At 61.0% G+C, this 13159-nt stretch carries 10 protein-coding genes; 3 read left to right on the forward strand and 7 right to left on the reverse strand.

Going from position 1 to position 13159, the window contains the following annotated elements; all coding sequences use genetic code 11:
• Nucleotides 1–13 precede the first annotated feature (13 nt).
• Nucleotides 14–790 (reverse strand): thioesterase family protein, encoded by a 777-nt coding sequence (locus tag AC0IXS_RS02630; RefSeq protein ID WP_191954251.1) that lies wholly within the window; start codon nt 788–790, stop codon nt 14–16.
• Between the two features lie 126 nt (nt 791–916).
• Entirely contained in the window at nt 917–1543 is a 627-nt protein-coding gene (locus tag AC0IXS_RS02635) for a glutathione S-transferase N-terminal domain-containing protein (protein ID WP_029243457.1), read from the reverse strand.
• Nucleotides 1544–1689: 146 nt separating this feature from the next.
• On the opposite strand from AC0IXS_RS02635, the gene mapR reads away from it, so the two are divergent.
• Nucleotides 1690–3117: a GntR family transcriptional regulator MpaR gene (gene mapR, locus AC0IXS_RS02640; protein ID WP_471823679.1), complete on the forward strand. Its 1428-nt coding sequence runs from the start codon at nt 1690–1692 to the stop codon at nt 3115–3117.
• Between the two features lie 133 nt (nt 3118–3250).
• Here the strand turns inward: mapR and AC0IXS_RS02645 are convergent, their stop codons facing one another.
• The 4 genes from AC0IXS_RS02645 to AC0IXS_RS02660 are packed head-to-tail and all read right to left on the reverse strand — an operon-like array spanning nt 3251 to nt 9810.
• Nucleotides 3251–6328, reverse strand: a complete 3078-nt coding sequence (locus tag AC0IXS_RS02645) for an efflux RND transporter permease subunit (RefSeq protein WP_471823681.1) — start codon at nt 6326–6328, stop codon at nt 3251–3253.
• On the reverse strand, nt 6325–7458 hold the full coding sequence (locus AC0IXS_RS02650) for an efflux RND transporter periplasmic adaptor subunit (RefSeq protein WP_081021789.1): 1134 nt from the start codon (nt 7456–7458) through the stop codon (nt 6325–6327). The genes AC0IXS_RS02645 and AC0IXS_RS02650 overlap by 4 nt, the downstream gene beginning before the upstream one ends.
• 16 nt (nt 7459–7474) lie before the next feature.
• Nucleotides 7475–8308: a MipA/OmpV family protein gene (locus AC0IXS_RS02655; protein ID WP_057409807.1), complete on the reverse strand. Its 834-nt coding sequence runs from the start codon at nt 8306–8308 to the stop codon at nt 7475–7477.
• Nucleotides 8305–9810 carry an efflux transporter outer membrane subunit gene (locus AC0IXS_RS02660; protein WP_057409808.1) on the reverse strand — a complete coding sequence of 502 codons (1506 nt, stop codon included), beginning with the start codon at nt 9808–9810 and terminating at the stop codon, nt 8305–8307. The genes AC0IXS_RS02655 and AC0IXS_RS02660 overlap by 4 nt, the downstream gene beginning before the upstream one ends.
• A gap of 98 nt (nt 9811–9908) precedes the next feature.
• Here AC0IXS_RS02660 and AC0IXS_RS02665 point away from each other — a divergent pair, with 98 nt between their 5' ends.
• Entirely contained in the window at nt 9909–10598 is a 690-nt protein-coding gene (locus AC0IXS_RS02665) for a response regulator (RefSeq protein ID WP_057409809.1), read from the forward strand.
• Between the two features lie 5 nt (nt 10599–10603).
• Entirely contained in the window at nt 10604–11779 is a 1176-nt protein-coding gene (locus AC0IXS_RS02670; protein WP_137201977.1) for a sensor histidine kinase, read from the forward strand.
• A 9-nt stretch (nt 11780–11788) separates the two neighbouring features.
• Here AC0IXS_RS02670 and AC0IXS_RS02675 read toward each other — a convergent pair whose 3' ends face one another.
• Nucleotides 11789–13030: a M20/M25/M40 family metallo-hydrolase gene (locus AC0IXS_RS02675; RefSeq protein ID WP_449122069.1), complete on the reverse strand. Its 1242-nt coding sequence runs from the start codon at nt 13028–13030 to the stop codon at nt 11789–11791.
• Nucleotides 13031–13159: the final 129 nt, after the last annotated feature.

The raw sequence follows: 13159 nt of genomic DNA on the forward strand, positions 1-13159 counted from the left end.
GAACAGGATTTAGCTACGCAAAAATCGCAACCGTCTGCCGCCCCCTCAGCACCAGCTCACCGCTCTGACTCCAGATTTCCATGTCCTGCAGCGAGTAGCCGTCAGCCGCCACATGGCTTGAGGTCTTGAGCAAAAACCACTCATCCTGCGCAGGTGCGTTGACGATATCCAGTGTCCAGGTGATCGTGCTGAGCGGCACGTGGGCTGTCAGGGTTGTGATGGATGCCGGTGGCAATGCGTCTGCCAGTGCGATGAGCGCCACCATTGGATCGATGCCTTGCGCATCCTCGTGCCTGACCCACATCAACAGTTCGGGATCAGTTGCTCCGGAGAACGGCAAGGCCCCACCGGCCGACTTTTTCTGGAAGTTGTGGACACAAATGGGTGCCTGTGGCCCTGCATCCCACAATGGATAATCGTCGGGGCGGCCGACGGCGGGCCGCTGTGAATAATCGTGGAGAATCCGGCTGTCACGCGAAGCGGCAAACACCATTGTCATGTGCAGCGCCAGTTGCGCTGACGAAAAACAGTCGGCGGTCATTACCGTGACTGACTTCCCCTGACGCAATACGGTTGGCTTGAAGGTCTGTTCATGCATGGCAGGACCGACGAAGGTGATCTGGGCAGACTTCAATGGCGGCAGGTCGGGTCCGCCCGCCTGCATCGCGGTTTGCAGCGCCAGCGCGGCGGTCAGCCCGCCATAAACCGTTCGGCCTTGCAGCCAGTTTTCGGGGGCGTTGAAGGGACTGGAGGGGTCGAAGCTCTGGAATATCCGTGCAAGTGAAGTCATCGTCTTTTCCTGAATAACATCAATCGGGATCAACACAGCACAAGCGCCCTATGAGGGCGGCGTCAAGCTTACCTGACCAGACTGAACGAACGCTGAACAGGCACTTCATCAGTTCAACGTGAGCGCTCACGGCCAGTGGCGCTGAACCACCGCATTTACGACAGGATGCGCATCGATCTGCAACAGCGAAGCATGAAATGTGGGTCGCGAACCACGCAGGTCATCACGCGCCCCGCTCCATCGGCTTGCGATACTGGCCAGGATCTCGACCGCGCCGGGTGCTTCGGGATGCCAATGTCCCGGCTTGGCGAACAGATCGCTGAACATCTGCCAGTGCCAGTAAAGGCGTAACCGCGCGCCCGACTCCAGCTTGCGGTGAGTCGCCTCATCACCATCAACCAGCCAGCGTTCCGGGAAATCGATAATGGCGCTGGGTATGTAGCAGTTAGTGGCTATATAGATCAGCGCCCGGAGCGCTTGCGACCGCTGGGGCGCTGCACGCGGCAGAAGGCCGGCTTCCGGAAACTCAAGCCCCAGGTGAATCAGGATTGCCGCGCTCTCGGTCACGACGGTGCCGTCGGGCAGCACCAGCACAGGCACCTGCATCAGGGGATTGACCTGTTTCAACGCTTCCTTGCCGGGTCCCTCTTCCCAGGCGCAGGCGTCGATCAATGTGTAGGGTGTAGCGCAAAGCTCAAGCGCGACCTCGATGGCTGCCGAACCGCAGCCCTTGGCACCGTAGAGCGTGTACATGGCTGATATCTCTCGCAAAGAAAATCAAGCCTAGCTGACATCAAAAGACCATGCAGATCGCTCGGCGACTGTGAAAGCCAATCGGGACATTGTCGCAACAGCCTTGCTTCACGCATCATGCAACCGCCCTCTTCTCGATGCCTTCCATGAAACGCTACGAAAAATTCGCCGCCGACATCGCTGAAATGATCCGCAGCGGGATTCTGCCACCCGGCGAAAAAGTCCCCTCCGTGCGCGTGGCTAGCCGTACGTATTCGGTCAGTCCGACAACGGTTTTCAAGGCTTACTATTTGCTGGAGGACAAAGGACTCATTCAGGCGCGTGCCCGTTCGGGTTATTACGTGCGCGAGTACGGCCCGCAGACCATGACCGAGCCCGAGCTGGTCAGGCATGTGAGCGAAGGGACGGAGGTCAGTGTCAGCGACCTGATCTTTTCGGTGCTGGCGTCGCTCAAGGATCCAGACACCGTTCCATTCGGCTCGGCGTTTCCCAGCCCTCATCTGTATCCGTTGCCACGTCTGGCGAAATCCATGGGCATCGCCGCAAGAGCCCTGACCCCATCCACCATCATCAATGACATGACCACGGGAAACGCCGAGTTGCGTCGGCAAATCGCACTGCGCTACATGATTAGCGGTGTGCGGCTGCCAGCACACGAACTGGTGATCACCAATGGCGCCATGGAAGCGCTGAACCTGTGCCTGCAATGCGTCACCGAGCCTGGCGATCTGGTTGCCATCGAAGCGCCTGCCTTTTATGCGTGCCTGCAGGTGCTGGAACGCTTGAAACTGAAAGCCGTGGAAATTCCGGTGCATCCCCGTGACGGCGTGGACCTGGATTCGCTGCAGGACAGTCTCGGTCGATTGCCGATCAAGGCCTGCTGGTTCATGAGCAGTTTTCAGAACCCGCTGGGCGCGAGCCTGACGGTGGAAAAGAAGACCCGGCTGTACGAGCTGCTGGAAACCCACGACCTCCCGTTGATCGAAGACGATGTGTACGCCGAGCTGTATTACGGCACTACCGCGCCGCAGCCGGTCAAGAGCCTGGACCGCAGTGGCCGGGTCATGCATTGCGGCTCGTTTGCCAAGACCCTTGCGCCGGGCTACCGGGTTGGCTGGGTGGCGGGCGGACGTTACGCCGAGCAGATCAATCGCCTCAAACTCATGACCACTATTTCGCCTTCGGTGCCTGCGCAGGCGGCGATTGCCGATTACCTCAATCATGGCGGTTATGACCGGCATCTGCGCAAGCTGCGCGACACGCTGGAAATTCAACAAGGTGCCATGCTCGCCGCGGCGGCTCGCTACTTCCCGGCGGGCACTCGCGTGACGAAACCGGTCGGCGGCTACTTTCTGTGGTTCGAGTTTCCCGAACACGTGGATTCGCTTCGACTGTTTCAGGAGGCCCTGGCGCAAGGCATCAGCCTGGCGCCGGGACCGATCTTTTCGCCCTCGAAGCGCTTTCGCAACTGCGCACGCCTGAATCACGGCAGCCCGTGGGACGATCGGTACGAACAGGCCATGGCAACGCTGGGCCGTATCCTCGCTTCATTCCGGGATACGCCCTACAACTGATCCCTGTTTTTTTGCGCTTTCTGAATCTGTACCAGTTTTCACCTGCGTCCGATAATTGCCCTGCGATCCACACCGATCAATCAAGAGGTTCTCATGGGCAAGATGGCATTGGGTTTACTGGCGTTTCTGGCATTCACGATTGCGGTGGGCCTGCTGGGGACGATACCGCCTTCCTGAGGCTGGACCTGTCGAACAGCAGCCAGTAAAGAATGGGAATCAGGCCCAGGGTCACCAGTGTCCCCAGGGCCAATCCACCGATGATCGTGATTGCCATGCCTTCCCACAGCGGGCCGGCAAACAGCATCAACGGCACCAGCCCGATGATGCAGGTCAGTTTGGTCATCACGATAGGCCGCAGGCGTTTGACGGCGGCGTTGACCACCGCTTCGTGCACATTCAGGCCGTGCTCGCGCTCTACGTCGATCCGCTCAAGCAGCAACACCGCGTTATTGACAATGATGCCCGCCAGCGACAGCAGGCCGAAGGTGGCCATGAAGCCAAACGGATAACCGGTGATGAGCAAGGCGCACGCCGCCCCGATCAGCACGAACGGTACGCTGGTGATCACGATCAGCAACTTGCGAAACGAATTGAACTGCCAGACGAACAGCAGCAGCATGCCGACCAGCGCATGCGGCATGTACTGCAGCAACGCCTGATTGGCATCGGCAGAGTCCTGAATCTCCCCGCCCAGTTCGATGCGGTAGCCCACCGGCAGCTTGATTGCTGCAACTTGCGGAGCCAGGCGCTGGACAATGGTCGTCGCCGTCAGCGAGGGATTGTGTCCGGTCACGGTGATGGCGCGCTCCATGTTCCTGCGCAACAACGTAGACGCTTCGGACTGTGGCTCCAGAGTAGCGACTGTCGACAGTGGGACAGGACCTGAACCCGAGGCCGGGTAGATAAACGTCGTGTCCAGATCATTGCCGGAGGCTCCGGCATCCTCAACCGCTCGGGCCACCAGCGCCACCGTGGTCTCGCCATCCTGCATCGACGACACGGACAGACCACCATTACGCAACCGCAGTGCCTGAGCGATATCCTCGCTGCTGACCCCTGCCAGTCGCGCCTTGTAAGGATCGACCACCACCTCATACCGCGGCAGGCGACTGCGCCAGTCGTCCTGCACGTCAACGGTGCCGGGCAACGCCAACAGGGCCTTCTCAAGCTGACCGGCCGCCTGGCGCAACACCTCTTCGTCCGGGCCGATGATCCGATAGATCGCCACGCCTGCCTCGGTGGTGCCCATGGAAAAACGCTTCGGCTGTGCCTGGACTTCCGGATGTTGCTGCAGCAGGAACCGGCGTGTTCTGGCAATCACCGCATCCATATCGACGCCCTTGCGCACGCTGACCGTGAAGTAGGCAATGTCAGGGGCTGGCAACGGCGGGTTGAGACCCAGCACGATTCTCGGCCCGCCGTCGGCGACATACCCGATGCTGTCGAGCACATCCCGGTCATTGCTCAGCCACTGGCTGATGTTACGCACGGTCTGCAACGTCGCTGTCGAGCTGCTGCCGGGCTCCATCGTCAGCGGAATCTGGAACTGCAAACGGTCGGACTTTGGCAGAAAGTCATAGGGCACGTGGGTCAGTACCACGACCGCACCAGCCAGCAAGCCGAGCATGCAGCCCAGAAAGATGAAGGGGTAATGCAGCAGTTGCTCGATGACGGTGCGATAGCCGCGGTAGAAACCTGAAGCGTACTCGTCGGGTGCCGGTGCGTCTTGATCAACGGTCGGCGCCTTGGCGAAGTAAAAGCACAACAGCGGCGTCACGGTGATGCTCAGCAGCCAGGAACTGATCAGCGTGGTCGCCAGAACGATCGCCAGCGAACGCAGGTATTCGTTGGTGCTGGTCTGCCCGAGAAAAAACGGCGAGAACGCCAGCACGATCACCAATGAAGAGGTCAGCAACGGAATCGCCAGCGTACGTCCTGCGTCCTCGCACGCCTGCCATCTCGCCTCACCGGCATGCAGCCGTCGTTCGATGTCCTCGGCAATCACGATACCGTTATCGACCAGTAACCCGAGGGCCAGGATGATTGCCGCGATCGACACGGTTTGCAGCTCGATGCCCAGCGAGCGCATCACAATGAGCGTCGTCAGGATCGTCAGCGGAACGATGGCCCCTACGACCAGCCCGGTGCGCCAGCCCAGAAACAGCATGACCACGCACATGACGATCACCACGGTTTCGCCCATGACGTGGTACATCTTGCTCATCTCGTTCTGCACCACATCGGCCTGGAACGTCACGATGTGCAGAGCAAAACCGGCAGGCAGTTGCTGCTCAAGTTCGCCCAGACGTGCGCGAAGCGACTTGCCGAAGGCCTGAACATTGAGTCCCGATTGCATCGAGACGGCCAGCACGACCGCTGACTGTCCCTGATAGATGGCCGCCGTTTCCGGCGGGTCGACAGGGGCTACTGACACCTTCGCCAGAGATTGCAGTGGTACGCGCTCACCGCTCGCCAGTTGCACGGGAAACCGCCGCAGTTGCTCCAGAGAAAGAATTTCGCCACTCACCGACAGCGTGGTGCTCTCCTCCCCCACAACCGGATTGCCGCCCAGCGCAATTGCATTCTGACCCTGCAACTGTTGCAGCACCTGCTGCGGCGCTAGCCCGGAAGCACCCAGCGTCTGGTGGTCGAAATCAAGGTAGATGCGTTCATCCAGCAGGCCGTACAACTCGACCTGATCAACCCCGCTCAGACCGTATAACTGATCGCGGAGACGTTTGATCGGTCCGCGCATCTCACTCATGCTGAAGCCCGGCGCCGTGACTGCGACCGAGGCGACGGCGACACGGCCGAAATCATCGTCCACCAGCGGACCCTGAGTGCCGGGCGGAAAGCTGCCGCTCAGTTCGCCCACCTTGGCCCTGAGCCGTTGCCACAGCGCGGGGAGATCCTTGACGCTGTCATAAGCTGTGACCTGTACGATCACTTGGCCCGGCTTGATGGTCGTGACGATGTCCTTGATCTGCGCCAACTCCCGGATCCTGTCTTCCAGCGGCCTTGCCAGCAACTCCTCCACGCGTTCGACGGGCAGACCCGGCAACGCCACGCTGACCAGCGCATCGCGCACAGTCACGGACGGCTCTTCCTGAGAAGGAAAACCCAGAAAAGCCAGGACACCGGCGATCAGGATCAGGCCAGCGGCAAACAGCGTGAGGCGACTCGCCCCCATGGCGTTACGGGTAATGTTCATGGGGCGCTCTCAGTCAAACGGGTCGTGGGTTGGAACAGGCTGACGGTCTGTCCGTCCTGCAAAAAAGCAGTGCCGGCTGTTACCACCTGCTCGTTTGCGAACAGTCCCTCGGTGACAACCGCACGCCCTTGCCTGACGGCGCCCAGCGTGATGTTTCTGATGGCAACCGTGCCAGGCGGCTGATAGACAAACACCTGCGCAGCTCCCTTGCTCGTCCCCATCCACAACGCTTGAACCGGTATTGATAAGGGCTGTACGCCCTGCTCGGGCGTCATTTGCACCAGCAGCGTCACGCCACTGGCCACTGATTCGGCAGGATCGAGCAGACGAAACAGGCAGTTGCGCACCAGCCCGTCCTCGGAACGCGGCGAGATGCCTTCAAGCACCAGATCAAACCCGGCAGACGATCCTGAGGTACGCGAAGCGTGCGCCCGATCGCCGACTTTGAAATCGCTGGCCTGCTCGACGGGAACCGCTGCAACCACTTGCGGCCGATTGCGCGATTCCACCTGCAGAACCGCCTGCCCGGCCGCCAGCATGGCGAAACGGTCGGCACGGCGCGCCACGACCCGCCCGGAAAAGGGAGCGATCAACTGACTGCGCTCGGCCTCCCGACGTGCCAAAGCAAGCTCGGACTTCGCCCGCACCTGATCTGCCACGGCCTGGGTCTGCGCAGCACGGGCTGCCTCCACAACGCTCTCGGCGACGCTGCCAGCGGCCAGCAGATTTTTCTGGCGTTGATAGTTGAGCCCACGCTCCGCAGCCTGAGCCGTCGCAGCGCTCAGGCTGGCCTGGGCCTGCTGGAGCCGCAGCGCGGCGGGCTGACGATCCAGCGCCGCGAGCACCTGGCCCTTTTCGAATGCATCTCCGATGTCGACCCGCAGCTCGGCCAGCGTACCTGCCGATTCAAACGCCAGGCTGGCGCTGTCAGGCTGGCGAACGACGCCGGAAAAACGCACGCCTTCGCCCGCTCCGCTTCTGACAGTTTCGACTTTTACAGCCCGAATGACAGGCGCCACGGCGGCAGGCTTGTCGTCGCAACCGCTCACCAGCACCGCCAGAAGAACAGCGCCACAACCCACGCCCAAGCGCTTCATCAAGCCGGGCAATGTCATGAAATGGAATCGCATGGCAGGCCTCTTGCGGTCAAAAGGCGTAGTTCAAGGCAAGCAGACCGCTCGCTTCGGCGTCCGTCTCGACCAGCGGGCTGCCGCGGGTCTGATCGGTGTAATGCGTAACGCCGACGCTGGTGACCGTTGACCAGTGATCGTCGAAGCTGTGTTGCCAGCTGAGCGCTGCGGAGTACGCATAAATGCCGCTGTCGGCCGTGAACCGGGAAAAGCCGGTGCGCTGGGTCTGGATCGGGCTGACCCCGAAATAAGTCTGGTTGTAACGACCGTCTCCCGCGTGCGCGTCGAGATCGATAGCCACCGTGTCTGACTGGCTGTGGTAGGCAATGCCTTCAAAGCCCAGACGGTAGCGATTGCCGCGCTTCTCGCCTGCCAGACGCAGTTCGGCTTCGCCGCTGACGGTCAGCCAAGGCAAAAGCTGCTGGGAAAGCATGAGGTCAGCGACCGTCGCACCACCGACCGTCCCCATGCCCTTGAGCTCGTTGGAGCCCGGACGGTTTGTGCTGTTTTTCTCGGTACGGCCGAAGTCATAGTTGAGCGCAGCACTGGCACCGAAGCCCGACGGCGACTGATACTGCAGCCCCAGCCCTCTGAGGCTGTCAGCGAACAGCATGCCGCTCTGAACGGTGAACATCGGCAGCACCTGGCTGCGGTATTCGTCCGCGCCCATGTAACGCGGCACGACGCCCATGCCCAGTCCCAGATTGACATTGACCTTGTCGCCCAGCAGCGATGCATCAGAGGCTGGATCGGCGGCCCGTGCCTGACCGGCCAGCACCACAGCAGCAGTGGCAATCAAAACCTTGAACAGCAAGGGGCGTGACGGGGTGCAGATGTTCATGACAGTCATGGGGTAACTCCAGGTTGAGTCAGGGAGGAAGAAGTGGCAGGTTCTGCGCCGTGCAGGACGCGATAGAGGTCCAGGCGGTTCAGTTGCAGATCGTGCAGAGACTTGCGAAAGGTGGCGTCGGCCTGGGCGACACGAATGGCCGATGCCAGCGGCGCGCTGCGGTCCGTGTTGCCCGCCTCCAGTTCGAAGGCCATGCGCCGGACCTTTTCCTGGACCAGCGCGACACGCTTGACTTCATCACGCACGTGATCAAGCGCCTGCTGGCGGCGGGTCAATACATCGGCCATTTCGCGGAAAGCGATCTGAATGGTTTTCTCGTAGTCAGCGACGGCGATCTGTTTGCGCACCTGCGCCAGGTCCAGGTTGGCGCGATTGCGACCGCCGTCGAACAGCGGCAGGTTCAACTGCGGACTGAACAGCCAGGCACCGCTGCCGTGACTGAACAGGCTGCGCAGGCTGTCGCTCTGCACACCGACTCCTGTGCTGAGCGTGATGGACGGAAAGAAGGCCGCACGGGCTGCGCCAATGTTCGCGTTGCTGGCCTTCAACGCCTCTTCTCGCTGGCGAACGTCGAAGCGTTCCAATAGGCGTTGAGACGGCAGATTCATCAGCCATGCAGGCGTGTCGATCGCAGCGGCGGTCAGGTGCGCAGGTTCGAGCGTCATCGACGGCAACGGCGCCGAGTAGCCGGTCAGGAGCAGCAATGCCTGGGAGGCGCTGGAATGATCACCGATGGCATCCTGCAGTTGCTGCTCCGCGCTCAGCACTTCCAGGCGCTGCATGGCAACGTCGTCGAGGGAAATGGCGCCTGCGCGCTGCTGTCCCTCGGCCATGCCGAGCAGCATCGAGCGCGTGTCACTGATCGCCTGCGCATCGACCTGCAAGGCTGACGCCATGCGCTCGGCGAGCCAGGCCTGCGCCACTTCGGCTACCAGAGCGCTGCGGGCGGCCTGCTGGCCATGAAGCGTGGCCAGATAGTCATGACGCGCTGCGTCGGACAGGCTGCGCAGGCGACCGAAGAAATCCAGCTCGTAATTGGAAATGCCCAAGGAGGCGACGGTGATGTCCTGGCCGTAACGCTCGTCAGCGGCCTTGTTGTCGAAGTGCTGTCGGTCACGCTCAAGCCCTGCGGCCACCGTCGGAAAGCGATCCGCGACGCTCAGGCCGCGCATCGCCCGGGCTTCCTCGACGCGCAGACCGGCGATGCGAAAGTCGCGATTGAAGTCCAGCGCCGACAGCACCAGCGTGCGCAGTTCACCGGTTGGAGACAGCTCGGTAATCAGCGTCTCTTCGTCGGACGTCAGCACCGCTTGCGAAGGCGGTGCAGCGGCTGACACAACGCCGGATGACACCGTGGCAGGGACAGGTAATGGCGGCTGCTGATACTCGGGTGCCAGGGAGCAACCTGAAACAGTCAGCACCATCAGCCACGCCGCGCACCACCGCAGGGAGCGATGCCGGGAAACGCGGATAGGCTTGGACAGCAGCGTGAGAGTGGGCATAGGATCTGTTCGCGACAGTGGGGTCTGAACGCAATCCTGAACGTCGACTATCAATAAACCGTTCGTGAATTATCAAGATTTGATCAAGAGGCGGCCCTGTGTCAGGAAAACGTATTCTGGTGGTCGAAGACGACGCCGACAGTGCAAGCATTCTGGAGGCCTACCTGCTTCGGGACGGTTTCATCGTCGGCCTCGCGGAAAATGGCCAGCGCGGCATCGACATGCACCGGCAATGGAGGCCCGATCTGGTACTGCTCGACGTGATGTTGCCGCTGGTCAGCGGCACCGATGTGCTGTCGGCAATCAGGCGCTGCAGCGATACGCCGGTGATCATGGTCACCGCCATGGGTGACGAGCCGGAAAAACTCGGTGCACTGCGTTATGGCGCGGACGACTACGTAGTCAAGCCGTACAACCCCAAGGAAGTGGTGGCGCGGGTGCACGCCGTTCTGCGCCGTGCACAACCGGGTGGCAGCGCCGAAAGACAGCTGCGCTACCAGGATCTGGTGGTCGATCTCGACGCCGTCACGGCGCGTATCGAAGGGCTGGAACAGGAAGAAACGCTGCTGGACCTCACGCCCACCGAATTCAAGATCCTCTGCACTTTGCTGAAAACACCCTCCAAGGCATTTACCCGCGAGGAGCTGCTCGAGATCTGTCTGCCGGAAAGCGAAGCGCTCGCGCGTGTGGTCGATGCCCACGTGCACAACCTGCGCCGCAAGCTGGAACTGCACGGCATCGATAACGTGCTGGTCACCGTGCGCGCCGTCGGCTACCGGTTCAGGTGACTGCCATGCCAGATCGACTTCGCTCCAAGGCAAGACCGCTGTGGCACTGGGTCGGGATGCGCATGAGCATGCTGGCAATCGGAGCGGTCGTCGTGATCGCATTCTGCATGTGGTTGCACGTCACGATAACCGACTGGATCACGCTGCACAGCATCCCTGAGAACGTTCGTATAGAGCTGCAGCAGTTGCAGGCCGAGCCGGCCCTCAACATTCCCAGACTTCGTGAGCTGTTCGTGCAGTACTACCCGACTGAATACATGCTGCCGGGCATCGCCAATCAGGAGTGGTGGCTGCTGGCAGGTCTGGTCGGGGTGGCGATCCCCATCATCATCTTTTTCGGGTTCCTGTTCTCGCGCCCGCTGTCGAGCCAGTTTTCCTCCGTGGCCAAAGGTGCGCGCCAGGTGGCGCAAGGTGATTTCAAGACGCGCCTGCCTGCGATCGATCACGGTCCGGACGAACTGCAATCACTGGTGCGCGACTTCAACACCATGACCACTCAACTCGAACGCTACGAGCTGGAAGTCAGCGAATCCAGTGCCATGATCGCCCATGAACTGCGCACCCCACTCAACGCAGCGATGGGCCGTGTGCAGGGCATGATCGATGAGGTTTTCCCAAGCGATCTCGCGCAACTGGAAATGGTCAGCCGACAGCTCAACCAACTCAACAAACTGGTCAATGACCTGCACTTGCTGTCATTGGCCAGCGCCGGTCAACTGGTCTTGAACAAGACCGCCTTTTCGCTGGGCAAACTTGTCACCGAACGTCTGGACTGGTTTGCCACGCAGCTTCAGCAGGCAGGCGTCAAGGTGGCGCTGGAGATCCCGTCCACGCTGAAGCTGACTGCCGATCGGGACCGAATCGGTCAGGTCGTGAACATTCTGGTCGACAACGTGTTGCGCTATTCGGCACAGGGCGGCGAACTGCACATCACGGCAAGTCCTATCGGCGCGCAGGTGGAACTGACGTTCGCAGACAGAGGACCGGGGTTTGGCGAGGACAATCTTGAACAGGTGTTCGACCGATTCTGGCGGGCCGAGCGTTCCAGAGCGCGCTACTCGGGTGGCAGCGGGCTGGGCTTATCCATCGCGCGGGCCATCTGTCTTGAACACGATGCAGTCATCAGCGCACAGAACAGACCGGGCGGCGGATCGGTGATCCGCCTGATGATCCCGGTCTGAACCAGAGGATTACTGCGCCCCGGCGACCTTCATGATCATCCGCGACAGCAGATAGACACGCGGCGCCACGCTTGCGACTTCTGCGTATTCCTCAGGCGTATGAATATTGCCGCCGACGATGCCGAAACCGTCCAGCGTTGGCGTCCCTACACTGGCTGACAAACTCGAGTCCGCCGCCCCGCCGCTGCCTTCGATGGTCAGCGTGCGCCCCAACTCGCCATAGATGCCCTGTGCCATGGCCACCAATGCATCGGATTGCGGCGTCTGCGGCATGGGCGGCAGGCCGCGTACCAGGCTGGTCTTGACCTCGGTATCAGGGATGAGTTTGTTGGCGGACACCTTGGCCATGTCCTGTTCGATGCGATCAAACTCTTCCGGCAACACCGCACGCACATCAGCCTTGGCGCTGGCCTGATCGGGGATCACGTTGGTGCGGTCGCCAGCCTTGAGCACCGTGAAGTTGATGGTGGTCTTTTTCTCCTCGTCACCGAGCTTGCCCAGTTGCAGAATCTGGTGGGCAACCTCGCTGGCCGCATTGCGTCCCAACTCTGGTGCGACACCTGCGTGAGAGGCCTTGCCCTTGACCTCCACCAGCGCTGTGGCGACGCCCTTGCGCCAGACCACCAGACCATCGGCCGGACGACCCGGTTCCAGGTTGAGGGTGACGTCATGCGCCTTGGCAGTCTTTTTGATTAGCTCGGTGCCGACCGTCGAACCAATTTCCTCGCTGGCGTCGAGCAGTACCGTGATCTGCGCGTAATCCTTGAAGTTGAGGTTCTGCAGCACTTTCAGCGCGTAGATCGCCGCCACGATTCCGCCCTTGTCATCCATCACACCGGGACCGTAGGCACGGCCATCCTTGATGTGAAACGGTCGCTCGGCGGCGGTGCCTTCCTTGAATACGGTATCCATGTGCGCCATCAACAGAATCTTCGCCTTGCCAGTGCCTTTGATCGTGGCCAGCACATGATTGCTGGCCTCAGGCGTATTGGGGACCAGCTCGACGGTGGCACCGAGCTTTTTCAGTTCTTCGATGGCGATGTCACTGACCTGACCCAGACCTTGGGTGTAGCCAGAGCCTGAATCGATGTTCACCAGACGTTCGAGCAGCTTCAAGGCTTCGTCCTGATACTGCTCGGCGTCGGCCTGAATCTTCTGATGAGGCTCGGCCATGGCAAGCGGAGTGAGGGCTGTCAGAACGAAAACCAGACCCAGCCGAGCGGCTAGTGGCGAGCGGGAAAACAGGCGCATGCGCAATCCATCCTTGAGTGTGATTGAAAAGGTTTTCAAGAACCTACCTCAAGCCAGCGCATCGGAACAGGCATTCATGAAACCGGATCAGGCAATCGTCGGCAGAAACGGGGCTGTAATCTGCCGAAA

It is taken from the genome of Pseudomonas sp. AC016, from assembly GCF_979253365.1.